The sequence below is a fragment of the Streptomyces sp. NPDC088194 genome (genome assembly GCF_040702025.1).
Lineage (GTDB): Bacteria > Actinomycetota > Actinomycetes > Streptomycetales > Streptomycetaceae > Actinacidiphila.
In genome coordinates, this window is the sequence record NZ_JBFBIV010000041.1 from 20654 (window position 1) to 41446 (window position 20793).

Here is a 20793-nt window from a genome sequence, read left to right on the forward strand (position 1 = left end):
CCCCGCGGGCGCGGAGCCGGCGGATGCGGAGCCGGCGGATGCGAGGCCGGCGGATGCGGTACGGGGCGGCCCGGGGCTCACTCGTCCATGAACACGATCCGGCGGGCCGGGCCGGAGGTGCCGGGGGCCGTGATGGTCGACACGCGGCCGGCGGGGACCGCGCGTTCGCGGCCCCAGGCGCGGATCTCTTCGATCTGCTCGGGGTTGAGCCGGCTCAGCGGCACGGTGTTGGCGAAGGCGTCCAGGAGGTAGGAGGGCTTGAGCCGGTCGGCGCCACCGCATCGGAACGCCTCCTCGCCGACGTCGTGGAGGGTGGACTCGATGTCGGACCCCGCGAAGCCCTCCGACAGGTCGACGAGCCGGTCCACCTGCTCCGGGTCGGGGTCGGCCCGCAGATAGCGGTGGTAGTAGACCTCGATGATCTCCTTGCGGTCCTGACTGTCCGGCAGGTCCACGAAGAACAGCTCGTCGAACCTTCCCTTGCGCATGAGTTCGGGCGGCAGGCTGCGGATGTCGTTGGCGGTGGCCACGATGAAGGCCCGCGACCGGGACTCCTGGAGCCAGAAGAGGAACTGCCCGATGATCCGCTGCGGTACGCCGGACATGTCGTCCCGGCCCGCCAGGCCCTTCTCGATCTCGTCGATCCACAGGACGCACGGCGCCACCCGGTCCGCCATGGCGAGGGCCTCCCTGAAGCGGCCCTCGGACTCGCCGAGGTACTTGCCGTGGATGCTGGCCATGTCGAGCCGGTAGAGCGGGAGTTGCCACTCGTGGGCGATGGCCTTGGCCGACAGCGACTTGCCGCAGCCCGGAACTCCCACCAGCAGGACGCCCCGTGGCGGCCGCAGTGCCGTGTCGCGCAGGTCGGCGTGCATCATGTCGTGCTTGCGGGCCAGCCACTTGCGCAGGTTGGTGAGGCCGCCGATCGTGTAGTCGCCCTCCTTGAGCTGGACGCGTTCGAGCCCGGTGAGGTCGGAGAAGATGCGGTCCTTCGCCTGGGCCAGCCCGAGGACGTCGCCCTTCAGGATGGAACCCTTGGCGGCGATGGTGGCCATCAGGTTGATGCACTCGGCCTCGGTGACACCGCAGAGGAACTCGGCCGCGCGCCGGGCGTCGTCCTGGTCCCACTCGATCGGGATGTGCCCTTGGTGGTCGCCGAGGAAGCCGGTCAGCGCGTCGTACATCTCGTCGGTGTCCGGCAGGTCCAGGTGCAGGCTCATGCCGAGGCGCTGAAGCCCGCTCCAGATGGGCGCGTCCGTGATCAGCACGATGCTGCCGGAGTTGTTGTCGGCGAGCCGGGCGAGTTCGGCGATGTGCCGGGTGACGGGAGTGTCGTCCTCGAGGTGGTCGGGATCGACGAGGACCACGGTCGCGTTGGCCCGGCCGCTGAACTGCTTCGCGGCGAAGTCCATCGCGCCGACCAGCGAACGGTCGTCGTGCACGGGGGCGTTGGTGCGCAGGTCGCGCAGCCCGGTGGCCCGCGTGTAGATCCAGAACGGCATGGTGCTGCGGCGCGGCTGGTTGGCCGCGTCCCGCAGCAGCCGCAGGGCACGCTGCTGCTCGATGGAGCGCATACCGATCACGGGCACCCGGGCGGAGATGTAGCTGTCGAGGTGGGCCAGGCTTTCGGAGTAGTTCGACATGCGGGCCTTCGGTCGCGTGGGCGGAGTTGCGGGCGGGGGGCTGCGTCGGCGGGGTCTGCGGGGGCCGGGTCATGTGGGCACGTGGCGGGGGCGGAAGGCGGGCCGCGTGAGCAAGTGGCCTGGCCAGGAGGGGAGTTCGGTCGGCTCAGTCGGTGATCACCCGGCGGCGCGGGCGGGCCGCGGGATCGACGGCCCACGGGTCCGGGTCCGGGTCCGGGTCCGGGATCGGGACCGCGTTCGGGTCCGCCTTCCCGCGGGCCGCGGCCTTCCCCGGAGCGGGCGGGTCGGCCGGGAGCGCGGCGGTCAGCGGGTTGTCCCGGAAGGTGCGCCGGCGCTGCTCCACCCAGCGGGGGTCGGAGCCGTTCTCCGCGGCTGCCAGGTCCAGGGAGCGCTCCAACTGGTCCTGCAGATCACGGATCTGGCCGTCGACCATGTCGGTCAGCCGGGTGCGCGTCGTCTCGGGCAGCCCCGGGTGCCCGGCGACCGCCCGTACGGCCCGCAGCCCGTTTCTGGCCTGGGCCAGCGCGCGGCCCGCCGAGAACTCGTCCGACGCCGCGAGCAGCGCCGCGACCAGCCGGTCGGCCCAGGTGGTGAGCCGGGTGTCGAGCGCCCGGCTCAGGTGCTCCGCCAGCCGCTCCCAGGTCTCGGCCGGAAACCGGTCGTCGGCGAGCGGCGGCAGCGCGCCGGGAGCGACCGGCTCCTCGGCCGCCCAGCGCCGCAGGAACTCCACCCACGTCTCGTACGGCCCGCCGTGCCCCCAGTACGCGTTCACACCGAGCCGCCGGGCCTGCGCACGAGGGTCTCGCCCGGCGGGAGCGGCTCCCAGTCGGGCAGGCCCTCGACGACCCTGCGGACCCGGCTGGTGACACGTTCCCCGGTTCTCCGGCCGGCGGAGGAGGCCCACGGGGAACCGCCGCCGGACGAGGACCAGGCGGTCTCCCCGGGCGGCCTGCGGGGCGGGGGCGGTTCGGTGGGGTACGGGCCGGGGCCGGTGGTGCTCACGATGCGGGTCCCTCCTTGGCTACGGTGCGGCCCTCGAAGGGCGAACCGCTGTGAACAGCGGTGCTCAACGACTTGATCATCTCCCGGCAGCGCGGCTCGACCTCCTCGGCCGTGCGCAACTTCTGCTTCCAGTCGGTGAGTTCGGCGGAAGCGGCGCGCAACTGGTGGACGGACTCCAGCTTGGCCTTTTCGAGGATCGTGCGGGCGTTGTCCTGGAGCCGGCGGGCGGCCTGGGCGCCGTTGTACAGGACCAGGCCCCAGACGCCGCCCACGACCACCGAGATCACCAGGGCGACCGGCATGCTGAAGGCCCCGACGACCACCAGGATGCCGAGGATCACGAGCGCGAGCGGCGCCGCCTTCCGCACCCACGGGAAGGCGTACGAGGCGACGAAGGGCGCCATGTGCTGGTCCCAGTGCGCGGTCAGCGACTGCTCCAGGTCGGGCATCGGCCGGGTGAACGTACCGTTCCACTGCGGGAGTCGGAACGTCTGCGCGGCCACCGTGCACGTCGTGCCGAACTGCGCCTGGACATCCGGCGGCACGGCGGCACGGTAGTCGCGGGTGAATCCGGCGTGCGCCTGCAGGAACCACTCGTGGCAGGCGGCGACGGCCAGTTGGCGGGTGGCCTGCGAGGTGCCGAGGGCCGCCGGGTTGAGCGCGGCGGTGGTCTGCACGGTCAGGTAGTCGAGCGTCTCGTCGTACGAGGCGGAGTCCGCGTCGGCTGCCTTGCGGGCGGCGTCCAGGTCGCCGCCGTGGTCGATGACCGCGTGGTTGAAGGCGAGGTCGCGGCGGAGCGGCAACTCCTCGTTGTCGTACCCGGAGACGAGCCGGTCGAGGATGTCGTCCACCGCGTCCTCGATCCGCTCGGTGGGCCGGCCGACGTGGTCCATGACGGCCTGGTACTTGTCGAGCACGGCCTGCTGGGCGCGGGCCCGGCCGAGGACGCTGCCGAGCTGCGGCCACTGCGGGCTGACCTGGGCCAGGCGCGGGAACTCGGCCACCGCGGACGGCCGGGCGAGCGAGTCGATCTCGTCGCGCCAGCGGGTGATCTGCCGCCGCTGGGAGTCGTCGTCGTCCATGAACTGCTCGCGCCAGCCGGCCAGTGTCGTGTCGAGCAGTTCACGGCCGGCGAGCCCGAACGCGCCCTGGGCGATGGACTCCAGGATGACGGCGAACTCCCGGCCGAGCGCGGCCGGGTCCTGGGCGATCAGGTAGTGGCGCAGCCAGCGCACGGCTGCCGCCCTGCGCTCCTGCCGGCGCAGCACCAGGGCGAAGAACAGCGAGGTGCGCTCCGGCGAGCGCCGGAACGCCTCGTCCACGGCCTTCTCGCACAACGTGCGGTCGTCGGCCGACCAGGAGGCCAGCGCCACCAGGGCGGGCGCCAGCCAGTAGCGGGGCGTCTGGATCATCAACTGGTCGCTGACGAGGCGGACGTTGTCCTCGGACACCAGGCCCAGGTCGAAGGCCTGGAGCATCCCGACCGCGGTGCGGCGCACCGTCTTGTGGTGGCCGAACTCGTGGTCGACCTGGTCCTGGATCACGCCGACGCGGGTTTCGGCGCGCTGGACGTTGGCGGTGAGCTGTGCGGTCCTGACGAAGGCGAGGAACTCGTCGCGCAGTTGCTGGAGTTCCGTGCGGGTCTGCTGCTGGTGGGACTCGACGGCCGCCACCTGGCCGGAGACGGAACCCACCTGCTCGCTGAGCCGGACCACGAGGTTGCTGACCTGCTGCACCTTCCGATGAAGGGCGTAGTCCACCTCGGACATGCGGTTTCTCTCCGATCACACGGTTCGGGTCGGGGGCGTCGGCAGCGGGTGGGTCAGGGACGGACCACGGTCCCGTCGTCGAGGACCGGCAGGAGCAGCCCGCCGGGGTAGACCTCGACGAAGGCGTAGCCGCCGGAGCGCACCAGCATCCGGGCGGCCGCGAAGGGTTCGGGCACCGCCTCGAAGGGGGTGAAGTGCCGGACGATCTGCTGGAAGAGGTTGAGTTGATGGTCGACGTACGGGGGGCCGAGGCGGCAGACGGCGAAGAAGCCGACGGGGGCCTCGCCGTAGCCGGTCTCGTACTGGTCGCGAATCCACTCGGCCAGTCGCTTGCGCGCGGTCTCGTCGAAGCCGGCGTCGAGGCGGCCCACCGCGTCGCGCAGGTCCTGCGGGCGCGGAGCGAGGGCCGCACGGCGCGGCGGGACGTGGGGCCCGGTCCGGCCGACGACCCGGCCGGAGGAGGGCCCGGTACCCGTGCCCTGCTCGGTGCGGCGCAGGAGGTCCGGCGACATGGCGGGCGGCGACATCGCGGGCGTCGCCGCACCGCCGCTCTGCACGATCCGCCGTGGCCGTTCCAAGTGACCCATGTGTCCCCCGACGTGAGTGAAGGCGTTCGCCGTCTCCGCGGTGCGTGCCCTCTTCGGCTTCAGCGTGGCGCCTGCGAGAGACGAAGACTAGTGACGCTGCGTCAATTCTGCGACCGGAAGCGCGGCTTCACGGTCGAATAACCGAATTGCGCCCAGGATTCGCCCGGTCGGCGCCCGGCTCGCTCGCGCGAGCGGCGCGACGCGGCTGGCAGACTGCCCACCATGGGGTCGATCCATGCGTTCATGACGGGCGTCAACGCCTACCCTGCGCACATCGCCAAGCCGCTCACCGGCTGCGTCAACGACATCACCGAGGCCCGTCGGCTCCTGACGGACCGCACCGGGGGCGCCGCCCGGGTGCGGGTCCTGCTCGACGGCGCGGTGACGGTCGCGGCGGTGGAGGACGGCATCCGTACGTTCCTGGGGGCCGTGGGCCCGGGGGACACGGCGCTCTTCTGGTTCTCCGGGCACGGCACCGAGACGGTCGCTTCGGGCGCGGACCTGCTGATCGAGGCGACAGGCCGGAACCAGGCGCTGGTCTGCGCGGACGGCCCGCTGCTCGACAAGCGGCTGGGCGCACTGCTCGGCGAGGTCGCGGGCCGCGGCGCCCATGTGGTGGCGGTGCTGGACTGCTGCTACTCCGGCGGCGCCACCCGGGACGACGCGGAGGCGGCGGGCATGACCGCGCGCTTCGCGCCACCACCGCCGCGGTGGGGGGAGGGGGAGGCGGCGCGGAGCGTGGCGCGCGAGGACATGGCGGGGGATGCGGCCCAGGGCGTGACGCGTGACGTGGAACTGCCCCAAGTCCCCCTGCGGCACCTGCTGTTGGCCGCGAGCAGGCTCGATCAGCTCTCGTACGAGGGGGAGTTCGACGGGCGCCGGCACGGTGTCTTCACGCACGCCCTGCTGGGCGCGGCCCGGGCCGCGGGCCCGGACACCACGTACCGGAAGTTGCTGGCCGCGGCCGACGCCCGGGTCCAGCGTGCCGGCGGCGGGCAGCGGCCGGTGCTGTATCCCGAGGCACCCGGCGTCGCCGATCTGCCCTTCCTCGGCGGCGCGGTCGCGGGAGCGACGGGGGACCACCTGCTGCGCTTCGGGGCGCACGGCTGGGAGGTGGACTGCGGCACCGGCCACGGGTTGCGGGACGGCGCCGGGGCCGAGGGCACGGAGTTCAGCGTGGTGGACACGGGCTGGGCGGGCGAGCCGAACGGCCCGATCAGCTCGGACAGTTCGGACAGCCCGAACCGTGCGGGAGGGGAGGACGGTACGGCGCCCGGTGGGGTACTGCGGGCCCGCGTGGTCCGCGCCGACCGCACCCTCGTGGACCCGGTGGACTGGCTGCCCGACACGGCGCGGGTCTATCCGGTGGTGCTGTCGGCGCTGGCGTCGGCGCCGGCGACCGTGAGCGTGGCAGCGGACGGGCTGCCGGGCGCGGCGGAGCGGCTGGCGGCGGCCGTCGCGTCGGCCGGGCCGGGCGGCGGGCCGTCCCCGCTCCTCCAGGTCGTCGACGCGCCCGGGGACAGCGGCGACCCGCACTTCCGCGTGGTGGCGCGGGACGGGTTCGCGTCGGTGCTGGACCGGGACGGCACCGCACTGGTGGACCCGCTGCCGTTCGGCGAGGACCCGGCCGGGAACGGGGCCGGCGACCCGGACCCGCGACGGCTCGCCGCGTGCCTGACGCATCTCGCGGGGTGGCGGCGGCTGCGGGACTTCACGTCGCGGCCCTCGGTGCTGGACAACCAGGTGCGCGTGGAGATCGTTCCCTGGGACGCGCCCGACGGGCCTGCGCTCGTCCCGGACGGCCGGGGCGAGATCGTCCGCGCGTACGGCGCCGGGTCCGCCGAACGGCCGCGCGAGCCCTGGGTCTCGATCCGGCTGCACAACCGCTCGCAGCGCGCGCTGTGGTGCGTCCTGCTCGACCTGACCGACAGCTACGCCGCCGACTCCGCGCTGTTTCCGGGGCACTTCATCGGCCCGGGCCGCACCGGCCACGCGCTGGACGGCGACCCGGTGCAGCTGTCCCTGCCGCCCACCCGGCCGCTCGTGCCGGGAGCCGAGGTCCGGGACTGGCTCAAACTCATCGTCGCCGAAGGCGAGTTGAACACGGTGCCGTTCCGGATGCGGGCGTGGGACCCGGCCCGCGCGGTCAGCCGCGCAGATGGTGCGGGGGCCGAGGACCCGGGGACCGCGGGAGTCCTCCGGTTCGAAGGCCCGGACCGTTCCGGTGGCCGGCGCGAGGCCGGACGCGTCACCGGCGCCGTGCCCGTCCGCTGGGCCACGCGCACCATCGCCCTGCGGACCGTGGTGCCCTGGGGCCCTACTGGCCCAGGTGCGTGAACCCCGCCCAGGCGCTCAGGTCGTCCGGGTCGATGTGCCGGGTGCGTTCGGCGAGGGACGCGGGCAGGGAAGCGGGCAGCTCCCGGGCCGGATCGAGCATCCACAGCTGACCCCGGCGCAGTGCGGTCGCGGGCGGCTCCCCCTCGGCGCGCAGGTAGTGGTGGACCAGGAACATCAGAACCGACGTCGCGTCGTCCGGCACCGGCCACAGCGAACCGATGACCGACCGGGCGCCGGCCACCAGGAAGGCGGTCGCCAAGCTGTACGCCTCGTTGTGGCCGCGCCCGGAGACATGGCTGCGGCACGCGGCGAGCAGGACGAGGCCGAGCCCGCTGCCGCCCGTCGCGCCCGTGGCCTCGGTGAGGTCCTCGGCCGCCAACTCGCCTCCGTGGAGGGTGAGATGGGCGGTGTGGCGGGTGTCCGCCGAGATGGCGGCATGGCAGGCCAGGTGCAGTACGGCGCCCTCCTCGACCCCGCCGCCGCCCCTGACTCCTGCGCTCTCCGTGACCTCCGCGCTCCCCGCGACTCCTGCGCTCCCCGCGGCGGCGGCCCCCGCGTCGGCGGCGGCCCCCGCAACCCCCGCAGCCTCGCCCGTCAGCCAGGCGAGCACCTCCGCCGGCGTGCCGGGTCCGTCCGACGCTCCGCCCTCGCGGTGCCCGAGGAACCGGCCGCGCGGGTAGAAGGCCCGCTGCACAGCGTCGGCCTCCTCGCCCGCGTACCGCAGATCCCCGGTGGGGTCGCCCACGACGAGCGCGGCACCGGTGTGGGCGGCCGGCGGACGGGCGGCCACATCGCACAGGAGCCGGGCGGAGGCGGCGTACGAGATCTCCGCGTCGTGCAGCGCGTACCGGCGCCGCCCGTCCGGTCCCTGCCGCCATGCGGCGTGCCAGGGCACGAGCCCCAGGGTCCCCATCGGCACGAGGACGAGGCGCGGGACGCGACCGGTCCGGGTGGCGAACACGTCGAGCAGCGGCCGCATCCCCGCGTACCAGGCCCACCCGCACACCCGGTCGAGGCGGCCGCGCAGTGACGCGGTGGCCGAGGAGGCGGACGCGTGGCCGGGCACCGGCCCGAGGTCGCGGCCGGAGCCGGAGCCGGAGCCGGACCAGGACCAGGACCCCGAGCTGGACCAGGACCCCGACCCCAGACCGCCGTTGCCCGGTCCGGGCGCGTCGCCGGAGCCCGCCACCGGGGCCCGGACGTAGTCCCGCAGCGCCGCCGCGTCCGCGGCCAGGGTCGGCAGCGGAACGGCGTGCACGGCGCCGGTCGAGGTGACGACCACGGAGCTGCCGGGGGTGTCGTCCGTCGCCGGGACCAGGTAGACCAGCGCGTCCTTGCGCAGGGTGCGCAGCGCGGCGGCGATCTCGTCCGGGTCGGGCGGGTCGAGCAGGCCGTCCTGGACCGGGTCCGTTCCGGTGAGGGCCGCGAGGACACGGCGACGCAGGCTGCTCGGCACGGCGAGGGGCGCCTGGACAGCGGTGAGGGGGTCGGCCGGGTCGGCGGGGCCGAGGCCCGCGGCGCTCCACTCGGCGGCGAGGTCGTCGCGGCCCGCGGCGACGAGGCGTTCGGGCACCGTACGGGAGGTGGTGGCGGCGTGCAGGACGAGGCCGCGGCAGGCGTCGAGGGCCCGGACGGCCTGCTCGGGAACGTTGTCGCGCAGGCACCAGCCCGCGACCTCGAACGCGGTGTCGGTGGCCTGCACCACGGCCTGGGCGGCGTGTTCGGTGCCCGACTGGAGCAGCGCGGCCCACGCGTGGCCGCGCAGCGCGTCGAGCCCGACCCGGCGGCCCGCGCCGCGGTCGTCGCCGCGCAGCTCGCCGCGGGTCCGGTAGGCGCGGCCGAGGGCGAGGCCGGCGAGCGCGTACAGGCGGTGGTCGGGGCCGCCGGCCAGCGCGAACGCCGACTCCAACAGGGCGATTCCCTGGGAGAGATGGCGGGCCCGGGCGGTGGGCAGGCGCTGGACCTCGGCGAGCGCGCAGTGCCCGGAACCGAGGCAGTGGGCGTACCGCAGCCGGCTGTCACTGCCCTCGTCGGCCAGGTCGTGGGCTTCCTTGAGCAGTTCCATCGCCTCGGCCAGCGCGTCCGCGTCCTGCCGGTCGGCGGCCCGGGTGAAGCGGGCGATCGCGTTGTCGCCGAGCACCCACGTCCGGTGGTCGCGCGGCAACTGCTGCGCCGCGGAGCGGAGTTGAGCGATGGACGGGCGGCCGACGAGCGGCGGTGCGGGCGGGGCGCCCAGGGTGCGGGCGGCATGGTCGCGGACGGAGCGGGCGTTCTCCAGGAGCGTCCAGACCTCGATGCGGGACGGGTCCTCGGGGTCGAGCGCCGCGTGTGCCGCGAGCATCGCGGCGAGGTGGCCGTCCGCGGCGGCGAGGTCGCCGCGCTGGGCGGCGGCCTGGGCGTCGACCGCGGCCTGCTGCGTGTCCAGCATCCGGCGCAGGTAGGGGGTCACCCGGGGGTCGTCCCGCAGTCGCTGCCACTGGCCCCGGGCCGCCACGCCGTCGTCGCCGGTTGCCGCGGTCTGCCCCCGGGTGGCCGTGGCGGTGAGCCGGATGAGGTCGATGCCGAGACCTCTGCCGTCGGTGCCACCCGGCGCGCCCGTGGCGGGCTCCGCGCGCGCGAGGTGGTCCAGTACCTCGTCCATGCCGCCGGCCGAGCGGGAGTCGCTGCCGACAAGGAGGGCCTGCGCGGCGACGGCGTGGGCCCGGCGCTGCCACTGCGGATCGTCCTGGCCGAAGCTGAGGACGCAGTCGATCAACTCGGCCTTCTGCGCGGCGGTGACGTGAGTGCCGTGCGGGTCGACGAGCATCAGGCGCGGCAGCAAGGAGGCGGCGAGGTGGGCGCGTTCCTCGTGCGACTCCAGGGCGCGGAACCGCGCGTACTCCACGTCGAAGGCCCTGGCCCGCCGGCCGTCGCTGTCGACGCTGCCGAACATGCCGGGGAAGCCCTGGTCCCCGTTGCCGAAGTCCAGGAAAGTGCGCCCCTGTTCGATGTCGCCCAGCAGGCTCCGGTACGCTGCGAGCGCGCCGTCGAGGCGGAAGGCCTCCGGCACGTCGTCCGGTGCTTCGAGGGTGACGCCGTGCGCGTTCTTCAGCATGGAGTGGGCCCAGAAGCCGGTCAGCTGCGTCATCTTGCGCAGGTCGTCGTCGAGTTGCCCGCCGGTGAGGACCAGGTCCGCGCCTTCGGCCGCGTCCCGCAGCCGCCGCGGATCGGGGTCCTCCAGGTAGCGGTTCTGCTGGAAGACCGCGAGGAGCAGAGCGGTGACGGTGACCGGGCCGTCGCGTTCCGGCACCCACGCGTCGACGGCCCGCCGGATGAGGGCGATCGCCCGGTCCTGTAGGGCCTTGTCGCCCCGCACGCCGCCGCGTTCGTACAGCAGCCGTCCGAAGCTGTCGAGGTACAGCGGCAGCAGCCGGTCGACGTCGGCCGGATCGGCCAGCAGCCCGGCCAGTTCCACCTCGGCCGCGGCGGCGTGCGCCTGGTCCTTCCAGGTGGCCCAGATCAGGAACCGGATGAAGGCGCACCGGATCTCGGCTTCCCAGGCCCAGGGCGGGGCTTCGCCCGCGGTCCGGGTCGCTTCGAGCACGGCCGAGTCGAACTCCCCTCGGGAAAGCTCCAGTTCGGCCCGGTCGCGGGTCATCCGGCCGTGGCCCAGGAGGGCCAGGGCGCGGCTGTAGCGCAGGAACGGCAGGTCGATGCCGGGCGGGGCGGCGTCCAGCACCGTGCCGTAGAGGCGGGCCGCGGCCGCCGCGTCGGCCGGGTCGGAGCACACCTCGCAGCGCTCCAGGTGCAGGTAGGCCCGGGACACCGTCAGCTCCAGGGCGTCGTCATCCGGGCGCGAGGCTTCCTCGTCGCCGGGCAGCGCGTCGCCGGGCAGCGCGTCGCCGGGCAGCGCGCCGTCGGCTTCCTCGTACCGCCGCAGGGCCTCGTCGAGCAGTTCGGCGCGCCGCTCCGCCGGGCCGTCGAAGTCCTGGAAGCGCTCCTTGGCGCAGACCGCGAGCAGGTGGAGCCCCAGGAAGCGGGCGAGGCCGTCGCGTTCGTCGAGTTCGCCGCGTTCGCCGCGTTCGTCGCGATCGGCAAGGCCGGAGATCCCGTCGCGCAGCAACTCCTCCGTCTCGTCGAGGAGTTCGGCGCGCGGTTCGGCTTCGTACTGGCAGCGGCGGACATGCCCGAACTCGATCCGCCACACGGCCCACTCGCCGTCGTCGCCGGGCGCCCGGAAGGCCAACCCGAATGCCTCGGCGGCCAGTTCCAGGTCCTCCGGCCGGCCCTCCAGCAGCCACAGGCGGTAGCTGAGCGTGCCGGCGCGGGCGCACAGGACGGGCGCCGCGGGAGCGTCGGAGGCGGTCGCGGCGAGGGTGGCGAGGATCTCCTCGCGCCCGGCACGCAGCTCGTCGCCGTCCTCGTACGCGTCCTCGTCCTCGTCCTCGTACCTGTCGGTGTTCGCGTTCTCGTCGGGAGCGGGTGTCGGGTTCTGCGCGGTCACGGTGACGAGGGTCCCAGGATTCCGCAGAGAGAGGGGGCCAAGTGCTGCTTTCAGGGCGCGAGTTGGACGTAATAGGGCCGGAGCACGGCGTTGAGCCACTCCCGCCCCTGCGCGGTGTCGAAGTCGACGGTGCCGCCTTCGTCGATCCGCAGCGCGTCGGCCGGGACGCGGTCGCCGAACAGCATCACCGAGCGGTCCGCCGGTTCCCGCTTGGAAGCCCACACCAGCCCCTGCGCCCACGGCTCGGTCTGGCGGCGGAGCCAGTGCGCCCAGTCGCGGGTGTACGGGTACTCCTGCGCCTCGGTGTGCACGAGCCAGGTGTCCTGGTGGACGGCGGCCAGGTCCTGCGCGCTGACCAGCGGCAGGACGCGCAGGTCGGCGGTGAGCCGCAGCGCGCTCAGCCGGCGCCCCTGCACCGCGCGGCGCGGCAGCAGCCGGGGCCCGCCCGCGGGGTCGAAGGGCAGCGAGCGCAGCAGGGTCTCGCAGACGGCCGCCGTCGCGCTCAGCCCGGCGTACAGGTATCCGTACGGATCGCAGGAGGTGGCGTCGAACCGGCCTCCTCCGTAGAGGCAGTGCGCGGGCTTCGGGTTGAAGCCCTCGGCCGCGCGGTGGGAGCCGTGGATACGGTGCAGCAGCGTCCCGCGGGGCAGCGTCACCTTGCCGGGGGTACCCGTCATCGCTTCGGGCGGGCGGTAGTTGGGCACGGGCTACTCACTCTCCAGCAGGAACCCCGCGACGTCGACGAGCCGCCGGTCGCCCCCGGTGCCGAGCAGCCGTACGGGGCTGGTGCCGAGCCACGCGTTGGCCGACAGCCACCAGTCGGCGGCGCCCCACGGGTCGCGGTCGGCGGCCAGCAGCGCGTTGACCTCCCGCACGACCGGCCGGGGACGGACGTCCTCGGTGAACTGGAAGCGCGGCAGCCGCAGTTGCCCGCCCACCCCCGGCAGCCGGATCAGATCCGGGGCGAAGGGGTCGCTGCCGTGTTCCAGCACCGTCCCGGCGTCCAGCGCGGGTTCGGCGAGCAGCCGCGTGCGCACCGGGCCGAGGACGGGCCCGACCATGCGGTGCCCGTCGACCAGCAGCACCGCGAGGTCCTCGGCCGCGAAACCCTCCACGAGCAGCGGCCCGTTCACCGCGCCGCCAGGGACCAGCCGGGCCTGCGCCTCCTGTGCCTCCTGCGCCTCCTGTGCCTCCTGCGCCTCCTGCCCGAACACGTCGGGCAGCCGCTCGCGCAGCAGATCCGCGGCATCGCCCGCCGCGGCGCGGCGCAGGCCGGGAGGGCGGTCCGCGTCGCGCATCACGCCGAGCAACGCGGCCAGCCGGGCGCGCAGGTCCGGTCCGAGGCGCCCCTCGACGAGGTCCCAGCGTGCCGCCGCGGCGGCGAGGACGACATACGGGCCGGCCGGCCCGGCCGGGTCCGGGCTCATCCGTCCACCCCCGTGACCTCCGTGCCGGCCAGCAGCCTGACCAGGAGGTCGGCACGGTCCTGGCGGCGTACGACGAGATGGACGTCCCAGTCGGCGCCCCGGGCGAGTTCGGCCTCGACCGCGGCCCACAGCGCGCCGAAGCTCTCCGACGGGGTCAGGCCGCCGCGACCGGCGCCGAGCAGCGGCAGGCAGATCGAGCGCAGCGGCGGCTCGTACCGCGGCGCCTCCTCGGCCAGCACCGCGAAGACCCGGGCGACTCCTCTGGTGATGTCGGCGGGCTGCACCTGGTAGTCGTTGGTCTCGGGGCGGGGTACGGCCAGGGCCACGTGGTAGATACGGCGGATGCCCTGACGGCCGAGCTCGCCCCCGGAGGTGACGGCGACGGTGCCCGGCCGGGCTTCCCGGCCGGCCGGTGCGTGCCGGGCGGTCCACCGCCGCAACTCGTCCTCGATGCGGTCGTCCACGAGCCCGCCGATGGGGTCCCGGCGCGCTCCCGCGCGGCGCAGCGTCGCGGAGACGGACGACTTGTAGGGCGGGGGCAGCACGAAGTAGGTGTTCGACGGTGAGACGACCACGTCGATGTCGCGCAGGAGGTCGACGGCGTGGACGTGCACCGTCACGGCCACGGTGCGGTGGTGCACCCGCACGCGCAGGGCCCGGTGCGCGGCGGGGACGCGGTCGTACGCTTCGGGCCCGAGCGGATGCTCGACGGTGCCGGCACCGGCGCCGCCGCCGGAACCGGAACCGTTCGTGGCCCCGGCGTCCCGCGGCGCCCGCTCCGCGAGCCGGACGACGAGTTCCGCGACCTGCCCGAGAACGATCAACTCGTGGTGCTTGCGGAAGCGTTCGACGCTCACCCCGTACACCTGGGCGGCGCTCCTGCGCCGGTCGCTCGCCGGCCAGTCCCGGGTGCCCGGGAAGAGGCCGAGGCTGTACTCGGCGGCGGCCTGGAGCGTGCCGCCGTCCAGCCGGGAGACGGCCAGGCGCAGCACCCGTTCCACCGCCCCGCCCGGCCCCTCGCCGCCCTCCCGCGGAACCGGAACGTCCCGGGCGATCCCGGTGAGGGCGGGCACGTCCAGCGTGCGCAGCCTGACGACGCCGGCCCGCCGTACCTTCCGCACCTCCGCGAGGACCTCACCGTGGTCGGGCACGCGAGGAAGCGGGGACATGACGGCCAGCATCGCACCGGCGCCGCGCGGCTCACAACCCTGAGGCGCCGCCCACCGCCGGCTCCCCGCCGGCTCCCCGCCGGCTCGGGACAGGACGAGGCGTCAGGTCAGCGCGGCGGCCCAGACCTCGTCGGTGCACAGCTGGATGGCGCCGGAGACGACCGCGTCCTCGGCGAGCGCCGACAGGGAGACCCGAGGGCAGACCAGGACGCGTTCGGCGAGATGCCCCGCGATGGCGTCGGCCAGCACCGGGCCCGCCCGGGCCACCCCGCCGCCGATCACCACCGCGCCGGGCGCCAGGGCGAGGACCACAGGGGCAATCGCCCTGGCGAAGGTGCCCGCGATGTCGTCGACGACGGCGAGCGCGGCCCGGTCGCGGCGGGTGGCCGCGGTGAAGACGGCGGCGGCCGGGTCGGTGCCGGCCGCGATCTGGGTGGCGAGGACGGACCGGGGGTGCGCGGCGGCCGCCTCGACACCGCGCCGGCCGATCGCCTCGGACGACAGCCGGCTCTCCAACTCGCCGCGCCCGCCCGCCGTGACCAGGCGGGCGCTCTCCCCGATGAACCCGATCTCGCCCGCCGCGCTCCGCGAACCCCGGTGCAGCCGGCCGTCGATCACGATCCCGGCGCCGAGGCGCTCACCCCACTGGACGGCCAGCAGCGTCCCGTCCGGGTCGTCCTGCGCGCGGGCCAGCGCGAGCGCGGCGAGGTTGGCGTCGTTCTCCAGGTGGACGGCGCAGGGCACGACGGCCCGGACCCGCTCCACGATCGCCAGCGACGGCCAGCCCGCGACGCTCGGCGCGAGCTCCACCGTGCCGGTCGCGGCGTCGATCAGTCCCGGCGAACCCGCCGCGGCCGCGGCCACCGACCCGGCGTCGACTCCCGCCTCGGCGAGCGCGGACCGTACGGCGGCGTCCATCGCGGACAGGACGTCGGCCGCGCGCGACCGGCCGACGACCTTGCGGACCGTCGCCAGACGGCGCCCGCTGACCTCGGCCACCACCGCGGTGACCCGGTGCGGCCCCACGTCGATCCCGAGCACGGGACGCGACCGGCCGTCGAGCGCGAAGCGCGTGGCCGGCCGGCCGACCGAGCGGTCCTCGGTACCCGGTACGGCGACCAGCCACGCCCGCTCGATCAGCAGGTCGACGGCCTGCCGCACGGTGGGCCGGGCCAGCCCGGTGCGGTCGGCGATCTCGGCGATGCGCAACGGCACCGGCACGGCCCGCCGTACCGCGTCGAGCACCGCGATGCGGTTGAGCTCGCGCAGTACGGCGGTGCCGGTGGCGCCGTGCGTCACGTGCCGGCCTCCCGGATTCCGGCGCCCGCGGGCGGCACGGCGTCAGTAGCGTCAGTTGGCGGCGGCCCGCACGGTCACCTCGCTCAAGTGGAACGTGCCGTTGGCCGAGTTGGACAGGCCGACCACCCGTACGTAGCGGGCCCGGGCGTCCATCGCGTAGCTGTCCCCGGCGTCGGCGGCCACCGCGGTCGAGAGTTTACCGCCGAGCGAGAACCAGTGCGTGCCGTCCGTGCTTCCCTCCAACAGGTAGGTGTAGTACCGCTTTCCGTCCACGTAGGTGCGTACGTTCACCGACGAGAGCCGCTGGTCCGAGCCGAGGTCGACCTGCCACCAGGTGCCGGCGTCGCCGATCACCCCGCCCCAGTACCGCTGGTTGGTCCGGTCGCCGTCGTCGGCCGCCGACGGCGGGCTGCCCGCCTCGGAGGAGAGCGCGGTCGCGGGCCGGCCGACGCTCACCACCGGGTCCCCTGAGGTGTCGCGCGGCGTGGAGGCGGAGACGGTCAGGCCCTGGAAGACGGCGTATCCGCTCTGGTGGGTGTTCTGGTTGACGGCCGAGAAGTCCACGCCCGCGTCCTCGGCCGGACTCATGCCGGGCACCGTCGCCGATCCGACCACCGCCCAGTTCGTGCCGTCGGTGCTGCACGCGCCGGTGACCGTGTCGCCGGCCCGGCTGATCCGGACGTACGCGGGTGCGGTGAGCCCGTCGTCCTCCAGGTAGTGGTCGAGCCGGCCGTCCCCGTCGGAGTCCCAACTCAGCATGCAGCCGTGCTCCGGAGTGACCGCCAGCGTCGCGTACCCGCCGGAGCCCGGCGCGGACAGGTCGGAGGAGACCACCAGGCCGGCCCGGGCGTAGGGCGCGCTGTCGCCCTGCGCCCGCACCTGCGTCGTCACCGACGTGCGGTCGGCGAGGAGCCCGGGGCGGTAGACGGTGCCGTACTCGTCGGAGCCCTTGTACTGGTCGGCGCCGCCCCCGGCGAGGGCGAGCGTGGACCCGCTCTGGGCCACCGTCAACGGTGTGGTGGCGGTGGTGCGGTACGGGTCGGACACGGGTCCGGCGACGAGCACGCCGCTGCCGGCCGTGGCCGCGCCGTGCGCGCTGCCCGAGGCCCAGGTGACCCGGGCGGACAGTCGCGCCACCGTCGTGGGGGTGGCGCTCGCGGGGATCGTCACGTCCCAACTCCGGCTCGCCGTACCGTTCACGGGCACGGTGGTCGAGGCCGGCCCGCTGACCGGCCGCACGCGGTACCCGGCCGGCGCCCGCAGGACGAAGTCGGGCTGCCCGGCGGCGCGCACCGGGTTGCCGTTCGCGAACGTCGCCGTCACCCGGACGGTGCCGCGCGGTGCCGCGCCCGACTGCGCCGAGTCGAGCGCCAGGGTGCCCGAGGGGAGGTCGGCGACCCGTTCGGCGAGCGCGTGCGCGTCGCCGGCCGGGGTGCTGCGGTACTGCGTGGTCTTCTCGTCCCACTGCTCGGCGACGGCGATCCAGTCGATGGCCGGCGCCGGTTCGCCGGTGCGCAGCGACCGGTCGAGGCCGTCGAAGTACTTCTGCCACCGCGGCAGGTAGTAGTCGCCGACCAGGCCGTTCCACTCGCGGGCGGCGTAGTCCTGGATCACGCCGGTCTTCGACCACTGGGTGAGCAGGGAGCGCGCGTCGTACTGCAGCGCCGCCGCCTCGGCCGGCGAACCGGCCTGCGCCGCGGCGTCCGCCTGCCAGGAGCCGAACAGGAAGTCGCCGTCGGTGCCGAGCAGTTGGTCGAGGAGCTTCATCTCGCCGGTGAACGTGCCGGTCAACTGCTCGAAGAGCGCTCGGTCCTGGGCGGAGTAGGCGGTGCGGATCTTCGGCAGCAGGGTCCGCCCGTCGTTGGCGAGCACCTGCCGGGCGAGGTCCACGACGTCGTAGCGGTACGCGGTGCTCGTCCGCAGCGACGGGCGCACCGCGAGCAAGTCGCTCAGGGCCACGCGCAGTTGCGCGGGGTCGTAGTCCACCGAGCCGCCGCTCCTGGTCAGCGAAGGCTGCAACTCGTAGACGCCGGTGACGTGTTTGGTGTCATTGGTGGCCGGCCAGGAGTAGACGGTGTCGGCCAGGATGCCCCAGGCGGCGGTCGCGTGCGGGTCGCTCCCGCCGTACCGGGCGGTGGCGTAGTCGGCGAACCACGGGTGGACGTCGACCGCGGTCGGCTCCCAGGCCAGGTCGGAGAAGAACTCCACGGCCGCGGGGTTGTTGTCGATGGCCTCGGGCATCATCGCGATGCCGTTCAGCGCCGTGCCCGGCCGGGCCAGCCACTGGTGGAACTTGGTGTTCCATGTGGTCAGGCTGGTACCGAGGTTGGTGTGGCCGCCGAAGTTCCAGATGGTGCCGAAGGCGTAGGGCACCCCGTCGAAGTCGTGGTCCCGGTCGGTGATGTTCGGCTGGTCGGAGTTGCCGTCCACGACGAGCATCTTCGACTGGTCGACCGCGGTGAGGGTGGCCTGCAACGGGTTGTTCTCCCAGCCCAGGATGGCCCAGATCGCGTCGGGGTGGGCCTTCTCCAGGGCGTCCTGCACGGCGCGGGAGGCGTCCGGGATGTCCACGTCGCCGGCCTGGCCGCCCTCGTGCAGCAGGTCCATCTTGTACATCGTGCTCGGTCCGAAGAGCCGGGTCTGCGCCTGGTAGAACTCCGCGGCCACGGCGGCGAAGTCCGCACCGGTGGGGTCGAGCCAGTCCGGCCGCTTCAGGCCGTTCCAGGTGCCCTGCGCGATGGTGTGCGCGCCCGCGTTCTTCTGCGCGAAGTCCGGTGGCACGGTGCCGTAGTAGCCGGGCAGCACGGGGGTCATGCCGAGCGAGCGGAGCCGGGAGGTGATCTGCCGGCCGAGCGCGGCGCGGGAGTCGATCAGCTCCTGGGGGATCGGGCTGCCCAGGCAGCACAGGTTCTGCAGCATCCACCACGACTGGTGGCCGGGTTGCGGAATCCACGAGCGCATCTCGGCCGCGGTGTAGCCGAACTTCTCGAAGGTCTGCTCGTACACCGCGTCCTGGCCCTCGTAGACCAGGACTTCGTTGATCCCGTCCAGCGCGAGCACGTCGATCCGGTGCTGCCACTGGCTCCACGTCATGTACGGGCCGCTGTACCCCTCGTTCGTGTCGTTGAGCGCGAACCGGTGGGCCACGACGGCGTCACCGGTGAGCGGGGCCTTGGGGAGCGGGAGGCGCGCCGGGAGGTGCGCCTGGTCGCCGTCGAGCGAGAAGTCCGCGTGCACGACGTCGTGCAGATACGTGCCGAAGCCGCGCAGCGCGGTCGCCGGGGTGGTGCCGCTGACGGTCAGGTGGCCGCCCAGCGCCTCGACCCGGTAGCGGTCGGCGCCGCCGGACAGTTGGCGGAGGTCGACCTGGGCGGCGTGGGCCGTGCCGAGCAGGCGGACCAGCGCGTCATGGGCCGACGCCATGGCGGAGGCGTCGGCGGAGGAGGCGGGGGCGGTGGAGGCGTCGGAGGCGGAGGCGTCCGAAGCGGAGGTGGGAGCGGGGGAGGAGGCGGGGGCGGCGTGGGGAGCGGCGGCCGAGGTGGGGGTGGCCGGCGCGGCAGCCGCCACGGCGGTACCCGGCACGGCGATGAGCGCCGCGCCCGCGGCCAGCACGGACAGGGCGGCGAGCGCCCGGCGGTAGGGACTGCGGATGCCGGCGATCACGGCCTGGCTCGCATTACGAAGTGTCTCTTCCTATCCATGCGAATAGTTGAGCGGTTCATGCCATTTAGCGTCAAGAGACTGCACAGGCACCGCGGGGACGAGTTTCGGCCGATCCTCGCCCGCCGCGCCGTCGCGCCCCCTCGGTCGCCGCGGCCGGTCCACGGGCGAGGGTGCGCGCCCGCATCCCTGCCGTCGACCCTTCGTTCCATGTCGTTTCCCATCGAACGAAGGCACCGGGATATGGGTCCTGGCTTGGATTCGATGATGGAGGGCAATAGTTGTCACGGATATGGAAGCCGTGGGACCCGTGATGACCTTGGATCTGATGGATGTGTGTCGCCAGTCTTTCGATATCGATGAACGGCGTGCCACCATGCAGCCAACGCAAGTGCACTCGATATGCATTCGAGTGATGTCGCTTGAGCGCCGAGAATTCACGGTTCGGTTGCTTCGGGCGGCCGTTGCCGCGTTGCGGAGTGGCGTTGGCGTCCTCACGACCGGCTCCACCCGCCGTGCCGAACTGTCGAGGGGTGAGATGACCAAGCTGCGCAAGATGTCGACCACGTGGTGCGCGGGAGCTCTGCTGGCTCCCGTCCTGCTGTGCCATGCCGCGCAGGCCGACGAGAGAACCACCGCGTGCGCCGGCGCCGCGGCCACGTCGGCCGCCGGACCGACCGCCACCGAGATCCTGCAGGTGGACTACGAGAGCGGCACCCTGGATTCGGGGGTGCCGGGCCTGACCACCACGCACGCCACGGCCCCCGACGCCTCCGCTGTCGTGCGGCCCGGACACGACAGCTCGTACGCGGTCCAGCACAAGGTGACGCTCGACGACCCGGGATACGTCTCCGACGGCGCCCCGCGCAGCGAGAGCGCCACCGACCAGCTGAAGAACGGGCAGTTCAACGTCGGCGACGTGCAGCGCTACGAGTTCAGCGTGCTGCTCAAGGACTGGCAGCCGTACACGGCGGGCGACAGCGAGACGGGCGACATCGTCTTCCAGGGCAAGTACGGAGACGCCCAGCCCCCGGCGTTCTACCTGATGACGAAGCGCAACGCGATCGCGTTCAGGTCGCCGCAGATGGACCGGCAGTCGACCGTGGTGCCCGACTTCCGCCCCTACGTCGACCAGTGGATGAACTTCCGCGTGGACGCGGACTGGACCACCGACGACACCGGCTACTTCAGGGTCTCCGTGCAGCTCCCGGGCCAGTGCGACTACGTCCCGGAAGCCGCGTGGGAGGACATCCGCACGTATCAGCCCGCGAAACCGACCGACCACGGCTACCTCAAGTGGGGCTTGTACCGGCCGTCGGAGTCGATCGCGAACGGCGACGTCCCCACGCGGATCGTCGAGCACGACGACATCCGGGTCTTCGACCTGTCGTGACGCGCGCCCGTGCCCGCTCGTCCA

Annotated in this window: 13 protein-coding genes; 2 read left to right on the forward strand and 11 right to left on the reverse strand. The window is 74.0% G+C overall.

Annotated features, from left to right (window positions below; genetic code table 11):
• Positions 1–77: 77 nt before the first annotated feature.
• From AB0399_RS22735 to AB0399_RS22755, 5 genes are all read right to left on the reverse strand, one after another.
• On the reverse strand, positions 78–1643 hold the full coding sequence (locus AB0399_RS22735) for an AAA family ATPase (protein ID WP_329365237.1): 1566 nt from the start codon (positions 1641–1643) through the stop codon (positions 78–80).
• A 145-nt stretch (positions 1644–1788) separates the two neighbouring features.
• A complete protein-coding gene (locus AB0399_RS22740) occupies positions 1789–2415 on the reverse strand; it encodes a hypothetical protein (protein WP_366412568.1) in 627 nt (208 codons plus the stop codon).
• Positions 2412–2645: a hypothetical protein gene (locus tag AB0399_RS22745; protein ID WP_366412569.1), complete on the reverse strand. Its 234-nt coding sequence runs from the start codon at positions 2643–2645 to the stop codon at positions 2412–2414. The genes AB0399_RS22740 and AB0399_RS22745 overlap by 4 nt, the downstream gene beginning before the upstream one ends.
• Entirely contained in the window at positions 2642–4414 is a 1773-nt protein-coding gene (locus AB0399_RS22750) for a hypothetical protein (RefSeq protein WP_366412570.1), read from the reverse strand. Before AB0399_RS22750 ends, AB0399_RS22745 begins: the two co-directional genes overlap by 4 nt.
• 53 nt (positions 4415–4467) lie before the next feature.
• Positions 4468–5001 carry a hypothetical protein gene (locus tag AB0399_RS22755; RefSeq protein ID WP_366412571.1) on the reverse strand — a complete coding sequence of 178 codons (534 nt, stop codon included), beginning with the start codon at positions 4999–5001 and terminating at the stop codon, positions 4468–4470.
• A 222-nt stretch (positions 5002–5223) separates the two neighbouring features.
• Here AB0399_RS22755 and AB0399_RS22760 point away from each other — a divergent pair, with 222 nt between their 5' ends.
• Complete coding sequence (locus AB0399_RS22760; RefSeq protein ID WP_366412572.1) at positions 5224–7338, forward strand: caspase family protein; 2115 nt, start codon at positions 5224–5226, stop codon at positions 7336–7338.
• Here AB0399_RS22760 and AB0399_RS22765 read toward each other — a convergent pair.
• The 6 genes from AB0399_RS22765 to AB0399_RS22790 all read right to left on the reverse strand — a co-directional run bounded on the left by AB0399_RS22765 (position 7319) and on the right by AB0399_RS22790 (position 19379).
• On the reverse strand, positions 7319–11821 hold the full coding sequence (locus tag AB0399_RS22765; protein WP_366412573.1) for a CHAT domain-containing protein: 4503 nt from the start codon (positions 11819–11821) through the stop codon (positions 7319–7321). The genes AB0399_RS22760 and AB0399_RS22765 overlap by 20 nt on opposite strands.
• 50 nt (positions 11822–11871) lie before the next feature.
• The gene (locus AB0399_RS22770) at positions 11872–12525 is read right to left on the reverse strand and encodes an RES family NAD+ phosphorylase (protein ID WP_329365227.1); all 654 of its coding nucleotides are present in this window, start codon (positions 12523–12525) and stop codon (positions 11872–11874) included.
• Positions 12526–12528: 3 nt separating this feature from the next.
• Positions 12529–13248 (reverse strand): hypothetical protein, encoded by a 720-nt coding sequence (locus tag AB0399_RS22775; protein ID WP_366412574.1) that lies wholly within the window; start codon positions 13246–13248, stop codon positions 12529–12531.
• Entirely contained in the window at positions 13245–14417 is a 1173-nt protein-coding gene (locus AB0399_RS22780) for a hypothetical protein (protein WP_366412575.1), read from the reverse strand. Before AB0399_RS22780 ends, AB0399_RS22775 begins: the two co-directional genes overlap by 4 nt.
• Positions 14418–14519: 102 nt before the next feature.
• A complete protein-coding gene (locus AB0399_RS22785; protein WP_366412576.1) occupies positions 14520–15716 on the reverse strand; it encodes an ROK family transcriptional regulator in 1197 nt (398 codons plus the stop codon).
• Between the two features lie 51 nt (positions 15717–15767).
• A complete protein-coding gene (locus AB0399_RS22790) occupies positions 15768–19379 on the reverse strand; it encodes an alpha-N-acetylglucosaminidase TIM-barrel domain-containing protein (protein WP_366412577.1) in 3612 nt (1203 codons plus the stop codon).
• Between the two features lie 535 nt (positions 19380–19914).
• Between AB0399_RS22790 and AB0399_RS22795 the strand changes: the two genes are divergently transcribed.
• Positions 19915–20769: a heparin lyase I family protein gene (locus AB0399_RS22795; protein WP_366412578.1), complete on the forward strand. Its 855-nt coding sequence runs from the start codon at positions 19915–19917 to the stop codon at positions 20767–20769.
• The last annotated feature ends 24 nt before the right edge of the window (positions 20770–20793 follow it).